Source organism: Streptococcus panodentis (assembly GCF_017884005.1).
GTDB classification, from domain to species: Bacteria; Bacillota; Bacilli; order Lactobacillales; family Streptococcaceae; genus Streptococcus; species Streptococcus panodentis.
Genome location: NZ_QFAY01000030.1, coordinates 1 through 21,721 on the forward strand (window position 1 = coordinate 1; position 21,721 = coordinate 21,721).

Below are 21,721 nucleotides of genomic sequence, written 5' to 3' on the forward strand. Positions count from 1 at the left end.
GGGCTGGGAGTGAAAAGGTTTGGGGAACCTTTTCAGCCTGAGCTTAGAAACAAAAGAGCGAAGGGAACTAAATTTTTTCAAAATTTAGTTCTGTCCCACCGCCGTTTCGGATGAAGCTTCCGTAAGGAAGAGTCAAGAGTAAGGCAAGGTGAAGTTGACGTGGTCTGAAGAGATTTTTGAAGAGTATGACTTTGAAAGAGGAAGAAAGATGAACCCCTTATTAAATGGTATGAATGACCGTCAGGCAGAGGCGGTCCAAACGACGGAAGGCCCCCTGCTGATTATGGCGGGGGCTGGTTCGGGCAAGACTCGGGTCCTGACCCATCGCATCGCCTATCTGATTGATGAAAAGATGATCAATCCCTGGAATATCCTGGCTATCACCTTTACCAACAAGGCGGCCCGGGAGATGAAAGAGCGGGCTTTGGCTCTCAATCCCGCCACTCAGGACTGTCTGATTGCTACTTTCCACTCCATGTGCGTTCGCATTTTGCGGCGGGAGTCGGACCATATCGGCTACAACCGCAATTTTACCATTGTTGATCCGGGTGAGCAGCGGACTTTGATGAAGCGGATTCTCAAAAATCTCAATCTGGATCCCAAAAAGTGGAATGAGCGGGCCATTCTGGGCACCATTTCCAATGCTAAGAATGACCTGATTGACGATACAGCCTATGCAGCCCAGGCAGGCGATCTGTATACAGAGATTGTAGCCAAGTGCTACACGGCTTACCAGAAGGAGCTGCGCCGGTCCGAGGCCATGGACTTTGACGATTTGATCATGCTGACTCTGCGGCTGTTTGACAGCAATCCTGATGTCCTGACCTACTACCAGCAGCGCTACCAGTATATCCATGTCGACGAGTACCAGGATACCAACCACGCCCAGTATCAGCTGGTCAAGCTCTTAGCTTCCCGCTTTAAAAATATCTGCGTGGTCGGGGATGCCGACCAGTCTATCTACGGCTGGCGGGGAGCGGATATGCAGAATATCCTGGACTTTGAAAAGGACTATCCCGAGGCCAAGGTAGTCCTGCTGGAGGAGAATTACCGCTCGACCAAGACCATCCTGCAGGCAGCCAATGAAGTCATCAAAAACAACCGCAACCGCAGGCCCAAGAATCTCTGGACCCAGAATGAAGACGGTGAGGAGATTGTCTACTACCGGGCGGACAATGAGCAGGAAGAAGCTCTCTTTGTGGCTAGGACCATTGATCAGCTGAGCAGAGAAGGTTACAGCCACAAGGATTTTGCCGTGCTTTATCGGACCAATGCCCAGTCGCGGACGGTGGAGGAAGCCCTGCTCAAGGCCAATATCCCCTATACCATGGTGGGCGGCACCAAGTTCTACAGCCGCAAGGAAATCCGTGATGTCATCTCTTATCTCAATCTCATTGCCAATACCAGCGACAATATCAGCTATGAACGGGTAGTCAATGAGCCCAAACGGGGAGTCGGCCCGGGTACGGTTGAGAAGATCCGGAATTTTGCGGCCAGTCAGGAGCTGTCCCTGCTGGATGCTTCGGCTAATATCCTGCTGTCGCCGGTCAAGGGCAAGGCTGCTCAGGCGGTTTCTGACTTTGCCCATCTGATACTGGATCTGCGAGAGCGTTTGGACGACTATACGGTGACCGAGCTGGTGGAAGCCGTTCTGCAAAAGACGGGCTATTCAGAAAGTCTGGCAGCTCAGGCCACTCTGGAAAGTCAGGCTCGGATTGAAAATATCGAGGAATTCCTGTCTGTCACCAAGAATTTCGATGAACATCCAGATAATCCCGCTGACGAATCCGGCCTGGACAAGCTGGGGCGCTTCCTCAATGACCTGGCCCTCATCGCCGATACCGATGACGGAGATTATGAGAGCTCTGAAGTGACCCTCATGACCCTGCATGCGGCCAAGGGCCTGGAGTTTCCCGTGGTCTTTCTGATCGGCATGGAGGAGAATGTCTTTCCGATCAGCCGGGCAGCAGAAGATGAGGACGAGCTGGAAGAAGAGCGCCGTCTGGCTTATGTGGGCATTACCCGGGCGGAGAAGGTTCTCTTTCTGACCAATGCCAATTCCCGCCTGCTTTACGGGAAAACCAATTATAATCATCCAACGCGTTTCATTAAGGAAATCAGCTCAGACCTGCTGGACTACCAAGGTCTGGCCCGGCCGGCCAATACTGCCTATAAGGTCAGCTACAGCAATAGCGACACCCGTCAGTTTGGTCAGGGTATGAGTCTGGCTCAGGCTCTGCAGGAGCGCAAACGCCAGGCCGCTCCCGGCTCTATCTCTACTGGGAGTCTGCCCTTCGGCAAGGCCAGCCAGGCGGACAGCCCTGCTGAAGATTGGGCCATCGGCGATATTGCCCGCCATAAGAAATGGGGGGACGGAACCGTCCTGTCTGTGTCCGGCAGCGGATCCAGTCAGGAGCTGAAAATCAACTTCCCAGAAGTCGGGCTCAAGAAAGTCTTAGCCAGCATTGCCCCCATTGAGAAGAAGGGATAAGGAATAAGTCGGCTGCAATTTTATCAAGAATCGGAATAAGGGGATTGAAGATATGATTCGAAATTCTATCGAAGCTTGGATTTTTGCCCCCAGAGAAAGACAAATCCTGCTTTTGCAGGTTGAAGAAGATGGGCTGTCCTTTTGGCAGCCTATAACCGGCGGCATAGAAAAAGGCGAAAGGGCAGCTGCAGCCTGCCAGCGGGAGATTCTGGAGGAGACCGGTCTGGAAATGGCCCGGTCAGAACTTCAGCCTCTGGGGCATTACACGGTAGAAATTGATAAAAATCTAAGCATTCACAAAAGTCTTTTCCTAGCTAGGCCCCAAAAGAAGGATATTCTGATTTCAGATGAGCACACAGATTTCCAGTGGATTGATCTGGCACAAGTCCCTTCTCAGCTCTACTGGCCCAGCAATCAGGAGACTTTTCAGATGATGATGGAGAAAAACGAAAAAAGGCGGTTTTGAACTGCCTTTTAATCTTAAGCATATAGAATAATCCGTAAATTGTTTCATAAGGAAAATTTTCTTGGATTCATGAAATGATTATCTATAAACACTGGCTAAGTGAATTCTTACGAACAAAAAAATTAAAGTAACTAAGTAATAGCTATATTTCCCATATTACAATTTAAGTAAAAATTAGGAGACTCACAATTAGGATTCTTTTGCTCATAGGTGGTATTCGTATAACTAAAGCCATTTACTGTAATAATGCCACTATTGACTTTTAGTTTATAAGAGGGCGTTTTTTGATCGCCTGAAAAAATTATATTTCCCATACCACATGTGAAATTAGCATTCTTTTGAATAATACCTTGAAGTGATGTATTCCCCATATCACAGGTTAAACTACAAGTATTACATTCTAGATCGTTAATAAAGATACTCCCTCCAGCTGTATATAGACTAATATCATCAGCTTTTAGCCATTTAAACACCGCCGTACTATATTTGACTTTAATGTTACAAGCTTCAAGCTTATTGAAAGGAACAGTAATAGTAATCTTTGGAATCATCCAGAAAGAGATTGCTTTAAATACATTAATTTCTTGTAAGATAAATTCGGAATCGTTGATTACAATTTTAAAATCTTCTTTAGAGCAATTTTTAAAGGATAATTTGAATTGTTTTCCTTTTTTTATTTCAAGATCAGTTCGATTTACATCAATTTCAAATTTTTTCATGATTTCCATCCTTTGTTTGTAAATAAATGTCTCGTTTTGCAAATAATAAGGAAAGTAGTAGCAAGACAAATAGGCAAGGAATCCATATATTATAGATAGATAGGTAGGCTTCAGATACTTTCTGAGGACTATGGATAGATAGGTTTTGCATATTATTTGTAAGCATAGAGATGAATACGGAAACTCCTATAACTGATCCAATCTGTCTAACAACACTGATGACACTTTGAGAAGCAGTTAACAATTCTCCGTCTAATGTAGAGGCTGCTAAAACATTGATAGGCCCCGCGATGATACCAAAGCCAATTCCTAAAACTAATGTTGAGAAACTCATAGCTAGTGTATTGTTATAATCTAATGTCACCAATAATATATAAGAAGCTAGGATTGCTAATAGACCAGTAAATACTAATAAGCGGGGGCCTAGTTTGTTAATTGCTAGGCTTCCCAATCCTCCAAAGATGAAAACGGTTAATGACATCGGAAGTAGTATTAGAGCGGCATCCAGTTCGCTTTTACCTTGAACAGAAGTGAAGAAGGTTGGTAAAATAACAATAACACCAATGTAGAAGAACTGGGCAATAAATGCGATTAATGAAGCAGATGAAAATTCTTTGATTTTGAATAAATTCAGATTAATCATTGGAGAGGAGATTCGTTTCTCTATAATAATAAATAGAAGGCCTGAGATAATGGAAACGCTAAAACATGTGATACTTCTCCAGTCATTGAACCCCCAATCTCTTACTTTAATTAATCCCAAAGTTAGTAAACAGAGTGATATCATGGAAATCAAGCTACCATACCAATCTATTTTGGTTGAAACTGTAGAATCTTTTTTAAAGTTAAAAGATTTCATCAATAGCAGAAGGGCAATCATAACAATAGGAATATTGATAAAAAATATCCAATGCCAAGATAAACTATCGGTAATAATTCCTCCAAGAGTAGGACCGATAGCAGCAGCACCTCCTTGAGTGAGTCCTAAGGCGGCAACAATTTTAAATCTGTCTTCAACCTTCCAAGAAGAAATTCCTAATGTATTTCCGACTGGTAATAAGATTGAGGCTCCAAGACTAGCAATAATCCTACCCAAAATAAGCTGATAAAATTCTACTGCTAGTCCAGAAATTAAACTTCCAATACCAAACAATACCAACCCAATAATAAGAATTTTCCCTTTCCCATAAATATCTGCTAATTTACTTAATGGGATAGTACATGTAGCAAAAATAATGGTATAAATGTTCAAAGCCCAAGATAAGCTGTCCAGTCCAACATTTAATCCTTTTTGTATAGCGGGCAGGGTAATATTCATGATTGTTGTGTCTAGCATAACCAAGAAAATAGCTAAACACATTGCAATAGTTATTGTTACTTTTTTATTCATTGCAATTCTCCTTTCTGAAACACGAGCTTTAACTCGCGTTCTATAGTCTTATTATAACACTTAATAAGAAATTATCAAGAGATATATGAGTTTTTGCTCGCTTTTTAAAAAGAGTAAAAACTCATATTTATGTTTGGGTATCAGATAGAAATATGATATTATATGATTAGAAAAATTATTAGTAGGAGGTTAAGGATTTGACTAAAAGGATGGTCAGAAAGCCAGTTCAAAAAAGGAGTATTGACAAATTAAATTTGATTTTGTCAGTATCAAAAGAATTATTTTCAAATAAGAATTATTTCAATGTAACAACTAATGAGATTGCGAAAGAAGCCGGTATATCAATTGGGACTTTATATTCATATTTTTCAAACAAGGATGAAATTTTGTCCGTAATTTTAAAGAATTATAATGAATCTTTTATCGTAATTTTTAATCAGCTGAATACCACAGAAAATTTTGAATTGTTCAGGAGTGATTATAGAAGTTGGATTGAACAACTAATTGAAAATTTGATTAAGATGGAAGATAGGGAATTTCATGCTCAAATTGAGATGTTATCTTATACCATACCGGAAGTTAAAGAAATACAGAATCAACATAATAGTAAAATGAAAGAACTGACTTACCAATGTTTATTATATTATGTAGATGGTAATGAAAAAATAGAAAATTTAAGATCTGTATCGAATGTTTTGTTTAATTTCATCACATCTATTGTAGATGATATTCTTTATTCTCCTCATTCAAATGAAGAGATTATTTCTTTAAAAAGTACGGCTTTAGATTGTATATCTCTTATATTGGAAAATTTAATAGCTTAATGATTTTCTAAATAAAAAAGAGTTAGTAATTCAAACTCAAATCTAGTTTAATTCATAAAACTTTTTTCTTGTCTGGACCCAAAAGAAGGATATTCTGATTTCAGATGAGCACACAGATTTCCAGTGGATTGATCTGGCACAAGTCCCTTCTCAGCTCTACTGGCCCAGCAATCAGGAGACTTTTCGCATCATGATAGGGAAGCTGTAAAACCTATAGCTTCTCTTTATTTGACTTGATAAAAAATAGCTATTGGCCAGCGGAGGGATTTAGTGGTAGACTGGGAAAAACGAGAAAAGAAGGTAGCTTTATGACGAGTGATTTTAAATTTGAGACCCTGCAGCTGCATGCCGGCCAGACAGTGGATCCGACGACCAAGTCCCGGGCTCTGCCCATTTACCAGACGACCTCCTATGTCTTTGAGGATACCCAGGAGGGGGAAGACCTCTTTGCCCTGCGCAAGCCCGGCAATATCTACACCCGTATCACCAATCCGACTGTCGCTGCCTTTGAGGAGCGGATGGCGGCCCTGGAGGGCGGTGTCGGGGCTCTGGCCACAGCATCGGGTATGGCGGCTCTGACTTACACGATTCTGGCCTTGGCCCATGCGGGTGACCATGTGGTGGCAGCCTCTACCATCTACGGCGGCACTTTCAATCTGCTCAAGGAAACCCTGCCGCGTTACGGGATTACCACGAGCTTTGTGGATATTGATAAGCCGGCAGAGGTCCAAGCAGCTATTCAGGACAATACCAAACTGGTGCTGATTGAGTCTCTGGGCAACCCTCTGATTAATATCCCAGACTTTGAAGCCTTGGCTGAGCTGGTCCATGCCCATCGGATTCCGCTCATTTCCGACAATACCTTTGCTACGCCCTACCTGATCAATGTCTTTTCTCATGGTATCGATATTTCTGTTCATTCGGCGACCAAGTTTATCGGCGGCCACGGGACCAGCATTGGCGGGGTCATTGTGGACAGCGGCAAGTTTGACTGGGAGGCTTCCGGCAAGTTTCCTCAGTTTGTCGAGCCGGATCCCAGCTATCATGACATCAGCTATACCCGGGACGTCGGAGCGGCAGCCTTTGTCACAGCTGTCCGGACCCAACTCCTACGCGATACCGGTGCGGCCCTGTCCCCTTTCAATGCCTTTCTCTTCCTGCAGGGCTTGGAAACCCTGTCCCTGCGCGTGGAGCGCCATGTCTCCAATGCGGAGAAAATTGTGGACTTCCTGGTCCAGCATCCAAAGGTGGAGCAGGTCAATTATCCCAAGCTGACGGACAGTCCTTATAAGGCTCTGGCGGAGAAATACTTCCCTAAGGGCGTTGGCTCTATCTTTACCTTTACGGTCAAGGGAGGGGAAGCAGAGGCCCGCAGGGTCATTGACAGTCTGGAGATTTTCTCTGATCTGGCCAATGTTGCGGATGCCAAATCGCTGGTGGTGCATCCAGCCACGACCACCCATGGCCAGATGGCCGAAGCAGACCTGCTGGCGGCAGGCATCACGCCTAATCAAATCCGTCTCTCTATCGGTCTGGAAAATGTGGATGACCTCATTGAAGACCTGCGGCTGGCCTTGGAAGAGATTTAAAAAGCTGATTTAAAATTGTACTATTTCACAAAGAACTAGGTTTTTGCCTGGTTTTTTGTTATAATGAAAGATATTCATATACAATAGGTGATAAACATGACGATTTCAGTAATTGTTCCTTGTTACAATGAGGAAGAAAGCATTCCTATCTTTTACGAGGCGATGGAAAAGATGAACCATCAGCTGCGGGAAGACTTGGAGTATATTTTTATCAATGACGGCTCCAAGGACCGCACTCTGGCAGTTTTGCGCCAATTAAGCAAGCAGGACCGCAAGGTGCACTATCTTTCTTTTTCCCGTAATTTTGGAAAGGAAGCGGCGCTTTATGCCGGTCTGCAGCATGCGGCGGGCGATTTTGTGACGGTTATGGATGTGGACCTGCAGGATCCGCCTGAGCTCTTGGCTGAAATGAAGGCAATGCTGGATATGAATCCGGAGCTGGACTGTGTCGGTACCCGCCGGACGACTCGGGAGGGAGAGCCGCCTATCCGCAGTTTCTTTGCCAATCTCTTTTATAAGCTGATTAATAAAATCAGTCAGGTGGAGATGGTAGACGGGGCGCGTGATTTTCGCCTGATGAGACGGCCTATGGTAGATGCAATCTTGGAAGTGTCAGAGTACAATCGCTTTTCTAAGGGAATCTTTGCTTGGGTCGGTTTCAAGACGGAATATCTGGAATACAAGAATGTAGAGCGGGTTGCCGGTGAGACTTCTTGGAATTTCTGGCAGTTGTTTAACTATTCCCTGGAGGGCATTATCAACTTCTCTGATGCGCCGCTCAATATCGCCTTTCTGGGCGGCATTCTGTCTTGGATTCTGGCCTTTATCCTGATGATGGTCATTATCGTCCGGACCTTAGTCTTTGGCGACCCGACTTCGGGCTGGCCATCGCTCATGACGGTCATCCTCTTTATTGGCGGTTTTCAGCTGCTGACGATTGGTATTTTAGGTAAATATATCGGGAAAATCTTTATGGAAACCAAGCACCGTCCGGTCTATGTAATTAAAGAAAAGAGTAAATCATCCACTTGAGCATCAAAATCAAAGCTCTGAGACTGCAGATAAATGACCGCAGGGAAGTGTTATCGCCATTTAGTTTATCTTTTATTATGTCCTTAACTCGCCTTGCCGTACCCCAGTACAGCCTGCGGCTCGTTGCCCTAGTACTAAAAGCAAACTAAAAGACTATCAAAAGCTCCGGCAGCGATTTTGAAGTGGCGGACAGAGCTTTCGTTAGAGAGAGTTAGTTGTACTGGCGTAAGGCTAATGGCGCCAAATTCTTTCTGCGCAGGTCTCTACAAGAGCCAGTTTGCTCAGACAGCGTAATATAAGACGAAAATATCTTGTTTCAGCTGAGACAAGATATTTTTCATTTATATCCATGTATAAACATTCCTATCAAAAAAGGACGGCTAGCAAAAATTGATTGTTGAGCTTTATTTTGCATAGGTCAGATGAACTAAATTGTGTTTTTTAAAAACCACAAAATATAACGCAGTTTTTCTTTGACTTTTTAAAACAGGTATGCTAAACTATTTTCATAATGTAATTTATAAAAAACACAAAGGTATGACATGAAAAAAATAAAGTTAGCAGAGCTTGTCCGATTAAAGGTCGGCTCACCCCAGTTCCGTATAAAAGAAAATCTGAATGAAGATTGTATTACTTATAGAATTTACAACCAATTCGACTTAGAAGAGGATTTGACAGGAAAGACGACTCAGCAAACAGAGTCAAAACAAATCCGCACTTCGGATTCTGTTTCAACTTTAAAAACAGGGGATCTGGTCTTTAGTTTCATATCTGGTACAGCCGCAATCGTTACAAGAAAACACGAGGGGTATCTATACACACAGAACTATGCCGTTCTAAGACCATCGGGGAAATTAGATCCATCCTATCTGCTCTATCTACTGAATGAAGACAAGTCGGCCAAACGTCAATTTTTACTGAGTCTGCAAGGTTCAACAGTTTTAAAATACACGGTCAAGCAAGTTCGGGATTTGATTTTGCCTATTGAAGAAAACATTGAACGTCAGCGTCTTATCGGAGAGATTTATCAGAAACAACTGCGTCTGAAAGTGCTGAGGGTAGAGCGTGCAGATAGAGAATATTTACTGAGAATACGAGAATTAGAGGAGGCTCGAAAGTCATGAAAGAATCCGTCTTTGAAAAGAAGTTAATCGAATACCTGTCAACAGGTACCTTATCAGAAAGCGGCACAGGTCCTAGAGAAGTCTCGGATGCTCTGGGGAGCTACATCACCAAAAAATGTCTTTGGACTTATGAAAAAAATATCAAGACGACAGACGATCTCTGGCAGAATTTCAAAAGTATATTGGAGCAGCATAATCAGGATGTGCTCAGCCATCCCTTATCTGTCACGGAATTCAATCAGGTGAAAAAGGTCATTTCTGACCTGCAAACGCCCTATCAGGCTGGTCAGTTTCTTTATGGGTTCAATGGTATTTCGCAAATTGAAGTGGATATGGATGATGGCCGGCACGCCTTTTTGACCGTGTTTGATCAGAGAAAAGTCGGGGCAGGCGATACGGTTTACCAGATTGTCAATCAAATCCAGCGGCCGGCTGTGATCGCAGGTAAGGAAAAACGTGTTTTTGACACGACTCTGCTCATCAACGGGCTTCCAATCATTCAGATCGAAGAGAAGCGCGACACGGTTGATGTGAATGATGCCCTTAATCAAATGCACCAATACATTGATGAGAATCAGTATCGCGATATTTACTCTACTTTGCAGATTTTAGTAGGCCTGACGCCTAATAATGTCAAGTACATGGCCAATACCACCAGTGAACTGTTCAATAAAGACTTTGCCTTTAACTGGCAGCGTCAGTCAGATAATACTTTGGTCCGAGATTGGAAAGAGTTTGCTGATAGTGTACTGTCTATTCCTATGGCTCATCAGATGGCGACCAATTACATGATCCTGGATGGAACGAAAAACAAGCAAATGCTCAAGGTAATGCGCCCTTATCAAGTCTATGCGACGCAAAAAGTTATTGAGAAAATCAAGAACACAGATTTTGACATGGCAAGTAATAAAGTCGGCTACATCTGGCATACGACTGGATCAGGCAAGACCATTACCAGCTTTAAAACAGCCTGGCTGGCCAGCCGTCTGCCAAATGTCGATAAGGTTGTCTTTGTGGTGGACCGTATTGCTCTGACCAACCAAACCTTTGATGAATACAAGGCCTATGATCCTGATGCTGAAGGCGTTGAAGGGACGGCAGGAAGTGTCCAGGATACCAAGAGAACCACTGAACTCAATCGCCGCCTCAAGAGTAAGGACAATGCAATCATCGTCACTTCGGTGCAAAAGCTCAATACCTTGGTGAATCGTAAAAGTTTTAAGGCGCCAGATAAGCGTATCGTCTTTATCGTGGATGAAGCCCACCGCTCAACGGGCGGAATATCCTTCGCAGGGATTCAGAAGGCCTTTCCCAAGTCCGCCTGGGTCGGCTATACAGGGACACCGATGTTTGATGATACGACCAAGGGCTTGCGGACAGAAGATATCTTTGGGGACTTGCTCCATGCTTACACCATTCGAGAAGCTATTTCGGACCGCAATGTTTTAGGTTTTAAGGTAGATTTTGAAACGACGATTGACGAAGAGGCTATGAAAAGCCACTACCTGCCGGACTTTTATCGTTTGCGCTATCCCCAGTGGACAGAGGGACAAATCCAAGAAAAGATTGCCAATCTCTCCCAGGAAGATATGGATGATGCTATAGAGCCCAGTTTTTATGACGAAAACCCTGACCATATCAAGCTGGTTGTAGAGGACATCTTTAAAAACTGGCGCAACCGCTCCAATGATGGCAAGTACAATGCCCTTTTGACGACTCATGTAGGAGGTGGCAAGGCCAGTATTCCTATGGCCATGATGTATTTCCGTGAGTTTCAGCGGGTCAATGCAGAGAGGCATGAAAAAGGTGAATCAGTGCTCAAGGTAGCCGTAACCTTTAGTAAGAATACGTCTAATAACGACAGCATGCTGGAGAGCAACAAAGGTCTCCATGAGGCCATGATGGCCTATAATAAGCTCTTTGAGACTGAGTTTGAGATGGATAATGTCTCAGGCTATGCTGAAGATGTCAAGTCCCGTCTTGATAAAACGGCTAGTGATGGCAATTTCCTAGACTTGGTGATTGTGGTGGAGCAGCTCTTGACAGGATTTAATGCTCCGGAGCTTAACACCCTCTATGTAGACCGAACCCTCAAAGGTGCAAATCTCGTCCAAGCTTACTCGCGGACCAATCGGGTAGCTGATATGCAGGAAAAACCTTGGGGACGAGTGGTCAACTACCGCTGGCCATCATATAATGAAAAGCTGATGAATGAGGCGCTTGCCACCTATGCCAACAAAGACTCGGCTAAATTGACAGATGAGGAACGCAAAGCCCTTAATACCAAGGAGGGAATTACAGCTCCTGAGTTCACAGACCTCTTGCTGCAAGTCAAGAAAACAGTGAGCAAATTGTCTGAAATGACCCAAGAATTTCAGCAGCTGCCTCCGTCAGAAAAGAAAAAAGACGAGATGGTTGACCTGTTGAGAGATTATAATAGCGGAATGGCTAAGCTTAAGCAATACACTCCTGATGATGAAGGCGGCGAGGATATCGGTTTTAACTATGATAATCCAGATGAGCTAATCCGTGAGCTCGGTATGACTCCTGAGCAAGAGGTTATGCTGACAACTGTCCTGACAAATGAACTGAAAGGACATATGGCCAAGGAAAAGAAAATCCCAGTCTGGCAGATTGATCTGCGAATGACCCATGTCAAGGATGTTCAGGTCAATTATGACTATCTGACCGAGCTTGTTGAGCGCCTCCTCAACCAAGTGCACGATGGCGAAAAAGAAGCCGCTGCAAAAACCAAGGAAGAAATTAAGAAATTCGCCAATGGCTTGGAAGACCGGTCCTATGCGGAGAAAATTATCAATGCGACGCAGGCTATTTTCAATGGCCATTTTCCTCCGGCGGGAAGCGGCTTTACCTATCCTGCCCGTCTTCAGGAAAGTCAGACTATCATCCAAGAAGCCAATGCCATCAGTCTGAATCGTATTTTTCTAGATTTCCGAAACCAGTGGGGAATCACGGATATTGTGACCAATCAAGACTTGCGTCATCTTTTCTCCAGCCACCGTTACGAGCAAAAAGATTTGGATGATATGGGGCAAATCCGTGATCTGATTGCTCAAGCCAGTCTGGCTTATAAAGAGATGGCACTTGATCCAGATGTCCAGTCCCTCAGCAAAATCAAATACCGCAACGGCCTCAGAGAAGCCATTTACCGGCTGGCTGACCAACTTATTGAGCAGTTGTGAATGAGTTTTGAGCAAGAAAAAAAGATAACCCCAGGGTCATAGGAATTCTAAGCAGTTGCCTACTCCCATTCGGGAACCCAGAGCGAATCCTTCCCAAGTTATCTTTAGCATTATTTTACACCCGAGAAGGAAAAGGTGCAAGGGATAAGAGAAAAACTTTACCTTCCCGTATTTTGTGAAGCGAAAAGATGATACAATAGTCTCAATAGATAGTCGGGGTGTGCAGCAGTGAGAAAGGATATCAAAAGCAATATTGAAAGTCACAAACGATTTAGACGGCATTTTGTAACGAGATAGAAAATGAGAAAGTGGATAAATACGAAAAAAACAGATTTTTGCCTTTTTCCAAGAAATGAAAAGAAAAAGGTGTAGGTTGGGGGAAAGGAGTTTACATGAAAAACATACCAAAATTAAGATTTCCAGAGTTCAAGGATACCGAACCTTGGGAACAGCGTAAGTCGTCAGATATATTTTATTCTGTATCAGATAAGAACCATGTTGACCTACCAGTTCTATCAGCATCACAGGAATTTGGAATGGTAAAACGTGATGAAATTGGTATTGACATTAAATATGATAGAGATAGTGTTAAAAACTATAAGCGTGTAAACCCGGGACAATTTGTTATTCATCTGCGTTCGTTTCAAGGTGGATTTGCACATTCAGAGATTGAAGGTATAACGTCTCCTGCTTATACAATATTGGATTTTTCTGAAGAAAATAGGCATTGTGACTTATTTTGGAAAGAGATTTTTACAAGTAACAATTTTATAAAACGTTTAGAAACGGTAACTTATGGAATTCGTGATGGAAGGAGTATTAGCTATGCTGATTTTTCATCACTAAAATTTCAATTCCCCACCCTCCCTGAACAGGAACGGATCGGCAGCTTCTTCCAAACCCTAGACGCTACCATCGCTAGTCATCAGCGTAAGCTGGAACATTTGAAAATGCGTAAGAAAGGTCTCTTACAGAAAATGTTTCCAAAAAATGGTGAAAGTTTTCCGGAAATTCGTTTTCCTGAATTTACGGACGCTTGGGAACAGCGTAGGTTAGGGGAAGTGGCGGAAATCAATCCAAAATCAATTCTTCCAGAGGAATTTGAGTATGTGGATTTAGGTTCTGTCATAGGGACGGAGATGTTGTCACATAAACATGAAACTAAAAATACAGCTCCATCTAGAGCACAGAGATTAGCTAAAAAAGGTGATGTTTTTTATCAGACTGTAAGACCGTACCAGAAAAATAATTTTTTGTTTGAACAAAATGAGCAAAATTATGTTTTCTCTACTGGATATGCACAGTTACGTCCGAATGGCGATAGCCGATTTTTGCTCTCATATTTGCAGACTCAGAAATTTGTTAATACAGTTTTAGATAATTGTACAGGCACAAGTTACCCTGCGATTAACTCTAGCGACTTATCAATAATTACAATCCCCCTCCCCTCCCTCCCTGAACAGGAACGGATCGGCAGCTTCTTCCAAACCCTAGACGCTACCATCGCTAGTCATCAGCGTAAGCTGGAACATTTGAAAACCCTGAAGAAAGGGCTTTTGCAACAGCTTTTCCCATAGAGCCTTGTTTGTTTTATGGGGGGAGAATAAAGAAAAGTGACAAGTATAATAACAATCATACAAAACAGAGGATTTATAAATGACAAGTAAAACACAAGAAATTACCGATAAAATCTGGGCTATGGCCAATGAACTGCGGGGCAATATGGATGCCAGCGAGTATAAGAACTATATCCTGGCTTTTATCTTTTACCGCTACTTATCCGAGCATCAGGAGAACTATCTGGTGTCCAATCAGGTCATTGATGTGCCAGAGGGCCTGACGGTTAATCAAGCCTATAAGGCCGAAGCTTCTGGTGAGGACTTAGAGGATTATCTGGAGGATATTTCCCTGACTCTGGGCTATGCCATTGAGCCTGAAGATACTTGGGAATCCTTGCGGGAGAAGATTGCAGACAGTCAGGTCATGCCTAGTGATTATCAGACTATTTTTGAGCATTTCAACCGCAATGTGGAGCGTAACCGTGAAGCATCGCGAGATTTTAGCGGTGTTTTTAATGACATTAATCTAGGAGATTCTCGATTGGGAGCTTCGACAACGGCGCGTGCTAAGTCGCTCAATGCCATCGTCAAACTCATTGACAGCATTGACTATAAAAGTGAGGATGGCAAGGATATTCTGGGTGAGATTTATGAGTACCTGATTGGAAAGTTTGCGGCTTCAGCTGGTAAGAAAGGCGGAGAATTTTACACCCCGCATCAGGTCAGCCAGATATTGGCAAAGTTAGTCACGCTTGATATCGTAGAAAGCAGTGATACAAGCTTTAGCGTCTATGACCCGACCATGGGGTCTGGCTCGCTCCTCTTGACCGTAGGGAATGAACTCCCTCAAGGCAAAAAAGCAGGAGCCATCAAGTATTTCGGTCAGGAGCTGGGGACAACTACCTACAACTTGGCTCGGATGAACCTTATGATGCACGATGTCTCCTATGTCAATATGACCCTTAATAATGCCGATACGCTGGAAAGCGACTGGCCAGATGGGCCGGATGAAAAAGGGATTGATCACCCACGCTCCTTTGATGCCGTCGTTGCCAATCCTCCTTACTCGGCCAAGTGGGACAATGCTGACTCCAAGCTCAAAGATCCCCGCTTTTCAGACTATGGCAAGCTAGCCCCCGCCTCAAAGGCTGACTATGCCTTTATCCTCCACAGTCTCTACCATCTCAATAACACAGGAACCATGGCCATTGTCCTGCCCCACGGCGTGCTTTTCCGAGGAGCCGCTGAGGGCAAGATTCGCCAAGTCTTGCTTGAGAAAAATTACTTGGACGCGGTAATCGGTCTTCCAGCCAATCTCTTTTATGGCACCAGCATTCCAACCACCATTCTGGTCTTTAAGAAAAATCGTAAGACCAAGGATGTATTCTTTATTGATGCTTCCAAAGACTACAGCAAAGGGAAGAACCAAAACAGCCTATCTGAGGAGCATATTGAGAAGATTGTCTCTGCCTATCAGGCCCGCCAAGATGTGGATAAGTATGCTCATCTAGCCAGTCTGGAAGAGATTCAGGAAAATGACTACAACCTCAATATCCCCCGCTATGTGGATACATTTGAGGAGGAGGAGCCCATTGATTTAGATGAGATTAAGCAACTCCTAGCCCAAGACGACCAAGAAATTTCCAAACTCGAGGCAGAAATCAATGCCCTTTTGAAAGAACTAGGGGTCTAAAGCGCAAGCAAAACCGACTGCATGTGGTCGGTTTTACTTCTGTTATAAAAAATGAAACGACTAGACTATATTGAACGACCGAGGTTGATCCTTGCAAACAGTTCAAAAAAACTGTAAAATAGACCTGTAAAAAAACGTGTGAAAGGTGCTGTCATGAACAAGGATGGAAGGATTAAGAATGTGTCTTTTAAAATTGACGCAGACTTACTAACTACAGCGAGCTCTATTTTGAAGCAAAATGGCTATACCTTATCAAAGGGCTTGACCCTTTTTTTGAAAAATGTGGCTGTTAGGGAGGAAGTCCCTCTTGAAACGGAGGATGATTTGGAAAATGAACGCTTGTTTTTGCAACTGCAAAACGAGATTAAAGAGAGCCTTGATGAGGTGCAGTCTGGAAGCTACTATACAGACGAAGACTTGGTAGAACGCTATGGTTTATAGTATTCGTTATACTGCAAGGGTTGTAGAGGAACTCGATCGAATCTACGGCTATATTTCTACTAACTTTAGTATAGGGGGTGCTAGAAGAAAAATCTCAAAGATCAGAGCCAAGATAAATCGGCTTCAGCATATGCCCGGTGGATTTGATTTTGATGACCGATTAGGCAGAAAGTTGAATCCAAATTTTAAAACACAGGCATTAGTTTGTGATGATTATTTGATATTGTTCCTTGTAGATAAAAAACATCAAATAGTTATCGTTACTCACCTAATTCCGTCAAAAAGCAACTATATGAAGTTGTTAAAGAAATAAACTGAAGAGCGCAAGCTCTTTTTAGTTTTCCGGAAATTCGTTTTCCTAGCTTTACTGACGCTTGGGACAGAAAAGCTCCAGTGGAGATTTTCTGCCTTTTCCAAGAAAATAGAAAGGAAAAGGGCGCAAGTTGGGTGAGCAAGACTGGAAAATCAAAACATCGCTTTCCAGAATTTACAGATGCCGACGCTTGGGAACAGCGTAGGTTGGGAGAAGTGGCGGAATTCGCAAAAGGACGAGGTTATTCAAAGAAAGATATTTGTTCAGAAGGAACTCCTATAATCCTATATGGGCGCTTATATACTAATTATGAGACTGTAATTAATGATGTTGACACATATACAGAATTGCAAGAGAATTCAGTATTAAGCAGTGGTGATGAAGTTATTGTTCCATCATCTGGTGAAAGTGCAGAAGACATATCGAGGGCTGCTTTTGTTCAGAATAGTGGTGTTATTCTGGGTGGCGATTTGAATATTATTAAACCCAATGAAACTATTCAATCTACATTTCTAGCGATTACTTTATCGAATGGTTCTCAACAGAAAGAATTATCTAAGAGAGCACAAGGGAAATCTGTTGTCCATCTTCATAATTCTGATTTAAAAGTAGTTAATCTCTCTTTCCCCACCCTCCCCGAGCAGGAACGGATCGGTGCCTTCTTCCAAACCCTAGACGCGACCATCGCTAGTCATCAGCGTAAGCATTCTCAGAGGCGAGTTTAATTACTGAGTGCTGAAAGGGAACGCATGACTAGATCGACATCTTTGTTTTCCAGTTCTGCGATGATGTGCAGATAGGTTTTTTGGGTTGTCGTCATGCTAGAGTGCCCCAGTCTTTGGGCTACGCTGGCGATGGAGACACCTGCAAAAAGCAGGATAGACGCATGGGTATGTCGCAGACCGTGAAGACTAATAACAGGGATATGGGCTCGTTTGCAGTGCCGTTCCAAGCATTTATTGGGCGTCGAATTCCAGACAGGGCCATGTACAAAAATCGGCTGGTCTTTGGGCAAGTTCTTGATTAATTCGCTAAACTGGATAACAGTCTGCCAATCAATAGGCACTTTTCGATTGGATGAAAAGTTTTTAGTAGGCAAAAAACCAGTATTGCTTTTGTAGTCCCAAGTTTTGGTCACGCTAATAGCCTGATGGCTAAAATCAAAGTCTTTGGGAGTAAGAGCTAGTGCCTCAGAAAAACGCAGCCCCGTCTTTGCAATGAGAAGAATCATCCAGTCCCAGTCAGCTTGGCTTCCCAGGCTTAAGTCCTCCAATAACTTGTGCACCTCGTACTGGTTAAGGAATTTCTGTTTCTTGGCGCGTGGCGCCTTACCTTTTATGATGGCCTTTCTGGTAGGATCTTTAGAAATCCAGCCTTCATCTACACAATCAAGTATGGCAGCCTTGAGTTGGTGATGGAAGTCTAGGGTAGTCTGCCGCTCATGGTAGAGTGCATAATCATTGAGCAACTTTTGGTATGCGGTTCGATTGAACTGACCAATCTCAAGCTGGGGAATCAAACGTTGTAACCAGTATAGGGTCATCTGGTATTTCTTTAAGGTCACTTCTCGGACAGCGCCCTCCTTATAAATGTGAATCCAGTCAGCATAGAAATGATAAAAAAGAGAGTGTTGATTAAAGCATTCTGTAGACATGTGCATTCCCTCCTGTAAGTTGGTTGATAGGACTGTTTCAACACGTCCTATCTGTTAATTGGACGATATTTGGGTTGCTCTCTTTTTATTATATCTCTATTCTCTTTTCCTTTCTGTTAGAGTCTTGCAGTTTGCTTTTAGTGCTGTCAATCCCTGCTGAGTGGCAACCTCCTTCGCTTTTTAAGCTCCAAAGATGACCGAAGCAGCTGTGCGCAAAGTGGGGTGAAAATAAAACTTACAAAGTAAGTGTCGAAAACAGCCTAGGATTAGGATGTTTTAGGCCAGCAGCTCGAAACGAAGACTTGCTCAAGCCAGCCAGCCTCATTCGAGTTAAAGAGGGGAGCTTTACTATTCGTCTCGCTGTCTCGTCTGGTTTCAGTTTTCATTGAGGATTGGCTGTCTTCTCACCCGTCTCATTTTCAGAGGCGCTTTTCTTGACAAATAGAACAGACAAATGTAGAATATAAGTATAAACTACACTTGTAGAAAAGGAGAAATAGACATGAAACTTTCTAAGAAAATCGTTGCAGGCTTCCTCAGCCTGTCTGCGGCAGTCCTTTTAGCGGCCTGCTCCAGCAATGCCAATCAGGGAGGTGACAGGGCACAGTCCCAGAGCAGCCAGCCGGCCAGCAGTTCCGTTGCCAGCAGCTCCTCTTCCTCTTCTAGCCAGACAGCTTCTTCCAATGCTTCTCAAAGCGGTCAGTTGGATGGCACTTACATGGCGACCGACCACGATGGGGACCAGCACAGACTGGAGATTAGGGGCACGACTGGTACTTGGACCGAGACGGAGGTTGATGGCGAGCAGGAAGTCAAGCAGGTCCAAGTGGATACGGGCAAACAGCAGCTTACGGTTGGAAACGAGCTTAAAAGCTACCGCCAAGAGGGCGGCCAGCTGATTGTGGATGAGCTGGATGATGACCCTGATACTCTGACCTTTACCAAAGAGTAGCATTTCTCCTTGTGACAGTAGGAAGGAGAGAAGCGAATACGTCAAAAACCCGAGCGAGTTCGGGTTTTTCTTGTCTGATTAAGCTGGCCCTAGTCTCTGACAATGGCCAGATTTTCCTTGGCATGGAGGCTTGGGCTTTCAGCGACCGTTTTGACAAAGTTAGCGATGGCTAAGCGGGAGATGTTGTTGCCCTAGACCACTTGACCTTTGGGAATGAGCTCGTATCGTCATTTGGCTTATCTTTTATTCCGTCGCTAACTCGCCTTGCCCTATTTTTGAGACTTCCTCACGGAAGCTTTATCTGCCGTCTCAAAACCTCCAGTGGAGGTTTTGAGCAGCTCGCTGCCCTATCGTCCTATATTTTAAGCGACAGGCTGAAGTTGTCTCCCAGACAGTTTCACTGCTAAAAGCAAATGAAAAGACTATATTATTTCCTGCCTTGCACAGCCAAAATTGCCCGGCTGTCGAAGCCAGCAGATTGGGGAGCAGCTCATGCAGGTTTTTGAGGGAGAAGCCAAGCATTACAACTGCCAGCAGATCAAGTGGAACGTAGCCCCCTGAAATAAGCTTGATCAGGCCTTTTACCAAAAAGCTGGACGCGCGCGAAGATCTAGGCTGGCTTAACTATGAGTGGGGGGTGGAGTAGGGAAATTTGGCAATAAAAAGCTCCCCTTTGATTTTCAAAGGCGGGCTCTTTTTTCTCATTTCATCTGATTAAAGATATAAAGAAAGAAGTCCTTGGAAACCTCGAAGTGGCCATAGCGCAGCTGGGTGGCGTATTGCCGCCACTCAGGATGCTGGCGGGCTTGCTCGATTGGACAGTCTTTGACCGGCTGGTAGTAGGCCACATCCCGCCTGAAAGGGAAGAAGTCCTCAAACATCTGAACCTGATAGGCTTGGTCATCAAGAATCTTGCCAGCAGCTACAAAGGCCTGCAATTTTTCCTTGCCATTAAGCTGATATTTGGGACTGTAATAAAGCAGATAGTCGCCTTTTTTCATGCGGTTGAGGGGGCCGCCCTTGCCGTGACAGACCTGGCAAAAGCCTCCTTCAACTCCCTTCAAAACGTGCTCTTTTGACACGACTCCGACCCAAAATCTAGGCATTTTTTTCCTCCAATTTTATTAAGAGCTGATTGAAATGTTCTTTTTCCTGCTCTAATTTCCCGAAAAATTCCAAGTCAAAGTGTTCCACCAGAGGCAGGGCTTGATTGACTTTTGCCAAACCAGCCTCGGTCAGCAAGATAATCTTGGCTCTGCTGTCTTTGGGATGGACTTCCCGAGTCAGCAGATTTTTTTTGACCAGCAGGCGGAGCACCTGAGAGACAGTCATGACATCCATATCCGAAAAGCGGGCAATATCGACCTGAGTGACAAAATCCTGCTGGCGCTGGAGAAAGGCAGTGGCAGCCAGAACGAAAAATTGCGGAAGGGTCAAGTCAATCGTCGCCAGCTTCTGCTTGATGCGGCTATGCCACTGGTTATAGACCTGATTAAAGAGCAGACCGGTTGACTGCCGGGCCTGGTCTCCGTAAATAGAGTTGAAAGGCTGTTTGGTCATTTTACTTTCCTCATTGTGCTGGCTCAGTTGGGAGATTCATCCCCTTCCATCCCTCAAAAGCTCCTGCCAACTCATAAGCTTGAAAACCAGCTTTGAGGAGGATAAAGAGAGCTTGTTTTCCCAAGATAGTTCCACCGTTCCAATCGTAAACGATATAGGTCTTGGATTTATCCAGATCAGCCAGTTGATTGGCTAAATCCTTGGCAGGGATGGCTCTGGCGCCTTTAATCTGCTCTTTTTTGATTGGAGCCGGTGCATTTCGGATATCCAGCACTACATAATCGGATTCTGGATTTTTCAAGGCCTCTAAAACCGTGAAATAATCCATATACAGACCTAAATACATTTCTAAAAAACCAAGTTTATCCATTTTTTTGCCTCCAAATATTAAGTATACTTATTATATATAAACTTATTAATTTTGTCAAATAAAATCATTCTTTTGCTTAACTTGCTCTATCCTTGTATTGCTAAAATCTTTTCAGTATAATGGAAGTGGTTAAAGATGGACTGGAAGTATTGCTTTTGCTAGAGAAGGAGCAACCATGTCTTTTCAAAGTGAATTTATTTCTAAAATTTGGGAGCGGGGCAAGACTGATGCCGCTATTGGTGCGGTTTACGATTTGCAGGCTGAGGCGCTGGTGATGGCAGCGTATTTATCGAAGCGCAGGTAGAAGGAACTTTTGACTACTATGTCGAGCTGACAGTAGA

At 43.8% G+C, this 21,721-nt stretch carries 20 protein-coding genes and 1 pseudogene; 15 read left to right on the forward strand and 6 right to left on the reverse strand.

Translation table 11 applies throughout. The features are described from left to right. Positions 1-208: 208 nt before the first annotated feature. The gene (gene pcrA / locus DHL47_RS11475) at positions 209-2,491 is read left to right on the forward strand and encodes a DNA helicase PcrA (protein ID WP_209551977.1); all 2,283 of its coding nucleotides are present in this window, start codon (positions 209-211) and stop codon (positions 2,489-2,491) included. Positions 2,492-2,543: 52 nt separating this feature from the next. Continuing rightward, on the forward strand, positions 2,544-2,957 hold the full coding sequence (locus DHL47_RS11480) for an NUDIX hydrolase (RefSeq protein WP_209551978.1): 414 nt from the start codon (positions 2,544-2,546) through the stop codon (positions 2,955-2,957). A gap of 131 nt (positions 2,958-3,088) precedes the next feature. Here DHL47_RS11480 and DHL47_RS11485 read toward each other — a convergent pair whose 3' ends face one another. Beyond that, positions 3,089-3,676 carry a DUF4097 family beta strand repeat-containing protein gene (locus DHL47_RS11485; protein WP_209551979.1) on the reverse strand — a complete coding sequence of 196 codons (588 nt, stop codon included), beginning with the start codon at positions 3,674-3,676 and terminating at the stop codon, positions 3,089-3,091. Next, positions 3,663-5,066, reverse strand: coding sequence for an MFS transporter (locus tag DHL47_RS11490; protein ID WP_209551980.1), 1,404 nt, complete (start codon positions 5,064-5,066; stop codon positions 3,663-3,665). The genes DHL47_RS11485 and DHL47_RS11490 overlap by 14 nt, the downstream gene beginning before the upstream one ends. Before the next feature lie 209 nt (positions 5,067-5,275). On the opposite strand from DHL47_RS11490, the gene DHL47_RS11495 reads away from it, so the two are divergent. The 11 genes and pseudogenes from DHL47_RS11495 (at position 5,276) to DHL47_RS11545 (ending at position 17,569) form a co-directional block, all read left to right on the forward strand. Further along, positions 5,276-5,890, forward strand: coding sequence for a TetR/AcrR family transcriptional regulator (locus DHL47_RS11495; protein ID WP_209551998.1), 615 nt, complete (start codon positions 5,276-5,278; stop codon positions 5,888-5,890). Between the two features lie 58 nt (positions 5,891-5,948). Beyond that, positions 5,949-6,098, forward strand: a pseudogene (locus DHL47_RS13585) (NUDIX pyrophosphatase); the annotation flags it as partial. A gap of 100 nt (positions 6,099-6,198) precedes the next feature. Beyond that, entirely contained in the window at positions 6,199-7,479 is a 1,281-nt protein-coding gene (locus DHL47_RS11500) for an O-acetylhomoserine aminocarboxypropyltransferase/cysteine synthase family protein (protein ID WP_209551981.1), read from the forward strand. A 96-nt stretch (positions 7,480-7,575) separates the two neighbouring features. Beyond that, positions 7,576-8,511, forward strand: coding sequence for a glycosyltransferase family 2 protein (locus tag DHL47_RS11505; protein WP_128837281.1), 936 nt, complete (start codon positions 7,576-7,578; stop codon positions 8,509-8,511). 542 nt (positions 8,512-9,053) lie between these two features. After that, entirely contained in the window at positions 9,054-9,635 is a 582-nt protein-coding gene (locus DHL47_RS11510; RefSeq protein WP_245335622.1) for a restriction endonuclease subunit S domain-containing protein, read from the forward strand. After that, complete coding sequence (locus DHL47_RS11515; protein ID WP_209551982.1) at positions 9,632-12,838, forward strand: type I restriction endonuclease subunit R; 3,207 nt, start codon at positions 9,632-9,634, stop codon at positions 12,836-12,838. The genes DHL47_RS11510 and DHL47_RS11515 overlap by 4 nt, the downstream gene beginning before the upstream one ends. A gap of 392 nt (positions 12,839-13,230) precedes the next feature. Then, positions 13,231-14,415, forward strand: coding sequence for a restriction endonuclease subunit S (locus DHL47_RS13450; protein ID WP_245335623.1), 1,185 nt, complete (start codon positions 13,231-13,233; stop codon positions 14,413-14,415). Positions 14,416-14,494: 79 nt separating this feature from the next. Continuing rightward, positions 14,495-16,090: a type I restriction-modification system subunit M gene (locus DHL47_RS11530; RefSeq protein ID WP_128837277.1), complete on the forward strand. Its 1,596-nt coding sequence runs from the start codon at positions 14,495-14,497 to the stop codon at positions 16,088-16,090. A 153-nt stretch (positions 16,091-16,243) separates the two neighbouring features. After that, a complete protein-coding gene (relB, locus tag DHL47_RS11535) occupies positions 16,244-16,531 on the forward strand; it encodes a type II toxin-antitoxin system RelB/ParD family antitoxin (protein ID WP_128837276.1) in 288 nt (95 codons plus the stop codon). Then, entirely contained in the window at positions 16,521-16,844 is a 324-nt protein-coding gene (locus tag DHL47_RS11540; protein ID WP_209551983.1) for a type II toxin-antitoxin system RelE/ParE family toxin, read from the forward strand. The genes relB and DHL47_RS11540 overlap by 11 nt, the downstream gene beginning before the upstream one ends. 80 nt (positions 16,845-16,924) lie before the next feature. Then, complete coding sequence (locus tag DHL47_RS11545) at positions 16,925-17,569, forward strand: restriction endonuclease subunit S (protein ID WP_338060121.1); 645 nt, start codon at positions 16,925-16,927, stop codon at positions 17,567-17,569. Here DHL47_RS11545 and DHL47_RS11550 read toward each other — a convergent pair. Beyond that, positions 17,566-18,498, reverse strand: coding sequence for a site-specific integrase (locus DHL47_RS11550; protein WP_128837274.1), 933 nt, complete (start codon positions 18,496-18,498; stop codon positions 17,566-17,568). The two genes, DHL47_RS11545 and DHL47_RS11550, sit on opposite strands and share 4 nt — an antisense overlap. A 502-nt stretch (positions 18,499-19,000) precedes the next feature. On the opposite strand from DHL47_RS11550, the gene DHL47_RS11555 reads away from it, so the two are divergent. Beyond that, positions 19,001-19,450, forward strand: a complete 450-nt coding sequence (locus DHL47_RS11555; protein WP_209551984.1) for an SP_0198 family lipoprotein — start codon at positions 19,001-19,003, stop codon at positions 19,448-19,450. Positions 19,451-20,151: 701 nt separating this feature from the next. Here DHL47_RS11555 and DHL47_RS11560 read toward each other — a convergent pair. From DHL47_RS11560 to DHL47_RS11570, 3 genes are read right to left on the reverse strand one after another with little or no spacing between them, the layout of a single operon-like run. Further along, entirely contained in the window at positions 20,152-20,556 is a 405-nt protein-coding gene (locus tag DHL47_RS11560; protein ID WP_209551985.1) for an EVE domain-containing protein, read from the reverse strand. After that, complete coding sequence (locus DHL47_RS11565; RefSeq protein WP_209551986.1) at positions 20,549-21,010, reverse strand: MarR family winged helix-turn-helix transcriptional regulator; 462 nt, start codon at positions 21,008-21,010, stop codon at positions 20,549-20,551. Before DHL47_RS11565 ends, DHL47_RS11560 begins: the two co-directional genes overlap by 8 nt. 10 nt (positions 21,011-21,020) lie before the next feature. Continuing rightward, on the reverse strand, positions 21,021-21,380 hold the full coding sequence (locus DHL47_RS11570) for a rhodanese-like domain-containing protein (protein WP_209551987.1): 360 nt from the start codon (positions 21,378-21,380) through the stop codon (positions 21,021-21,023). 175 nt (positions 21,381-21,555) lie between these two features. On the opposite strand from DHL47_RS11570, the gene DHL47_RS13550 reads away from it, so the two are divergent. Further along, positions 21,556-21,684 (forward strand): hypothetical protein, encoded by a 129-nt coding sequence (locus DHL47_RS13550; protein WP_275946009.1) that lies wholly within the window; start codon positions 21,556-21,558, stop codon positions 21,682-21,684. Positions 21,685-21,721: the final 37 nt, after the last annotated feature.

Excerpts from the sequence above, each read along its gene's own strand:
- pcrA (WP_209551977.1), top strand. The coding sequence starts at position 209 with ATGAACCCCTTATTAAATGGTATGAATGACCGTCAGGCAGAGGCGGTC.
- DHL47_RS11480 (WP_209551978.1), top strand. The coding sequence starts at position 2,544 with ATGATTCGAAATTCTATCGAAGCTTGGATTTTTGCCCCCAGAGAAAGA.
- DHL47_RS11485 (WP_209551979.1), bottom strand. The coding sequence starts at position 3,676 with ATGAAAAAATTTGAAATTGATGTAAATCGAACTGATCTTGAAATAAAA.
- DHL47_RS11490 (WP_209551980.1), bottom strand. The coding sequence starts at position 5,066 with ATGAATAAAAAAGTAACAATAACTATTGCAATGTGTTTAGCTATTTTC.
- DHL47_RS11495 (WP_209551998.1), top strand. The coding sequence starts at position 5,276 with ATGGTCAGAAAGCCAGTTCAAAAAAGGAGTATTGACAAATTAAATTTG.
- DHL47_RS11500 (WP_209551981.1), top strand. The coding sequence starts at position 6,199 with ATGACGAGTGATTTTAAATTTGAGACCCTGCAGCTGCATGCCGGCCAG.
- DHL47_RS11505 (WP_128837281.1), top strand. The coding sequence starts at position 7,576 with ATGACGATTTCAGTAATTGTTCCTTGTTACAATGAGGAAGAAAGCATT.
- DHL47_RS11510 (WP_245335622.1), top strand. The coding sequence starts at position 9,054 with ATGAAAAAAATAAAGTTAGCAGAGCTTGTCCGATTAAAGGTCGGCTCA.
- DHL47_RS11515 (WP_209551982.1), top strand. The coding sequence starts at position 9,632 with ATGAAAGAATCCGTCTTTGAAAAGAAGTTAATCGAATACCTGTCAACA.
- DHL47_RS13450 (WP_245335623.1), top strand. The coding sequence starts at position 13,231 with ATGAAAAACATACCAAAATTAAGATTTCCAGAGTTCAAGGATACCGAA.
- DHL47_RS11530 (WP_128837277.1), top strand. The coding sequence starts at position 14,495 with ATGACAAGTAAAACACAAGAAATTACCGATAAAATCTGGGCTATGGCC.
- relB (WP_128837276.1), top strand. The coding sequence starts at position 16,244 with ATGAACAAGGATGGAAGGATTAAGAATGTGTCTTTTAAAATTGACGCA.
- DHL47_RS11540 (WP_209551983.1), top strand. The coding sequence starts at position 16,521 with ATGGTTTATAGTATTCGTTATACTGCAAGGGTTGTAGAGGAACTCGAT.
- DHL47_RS11550 (WP_128837274.1), bottom strand. The coding sequence starts at position 18,498 with ATGTCTACAGAATGCTTTAATCAACACTCTCTTTTTTATCATTTCTAT.
- DHL47_RS11555 (WP_209551984.1), top strand. The coding sequence starts at position 19,001 with ATGAAACTTTCTAAGAAAATCGTTGCAGGCTTCCTCAGCCTGTCTGCG.
- DHL47_RS11560 (WP_209551985.1), bottom strand. The coding sequence starts at position 20,556 with ATGCCTAGATTTTGGGTCGGAGTCGTGTCAAAAGAGCACGTTTTGAAG.
- DHL47_RS11565 (WP_209551986.1), bottom strand. The coding sequence starts at position 21,010 with ATGACCAAACAGCCTTTCAACTCTATTTACGGAGACCAGGCCCGGCAG.
- DHL47_RS11570 (WP_209551987.1), bottom strand. The coding sequence starts at position 21,380 with ATGGATAAACTTGGTTTTTTAGAAATGTATTTAGGTCTGTATATGGAT.
- DHL47_RS13550 (WP_275946009.1), top strand. The coding sequence starts at position 21,556 with ATGTCTTTTCAAAGTGAATTTATTTCTAAAATTTGGGAGCGGGGCAAG.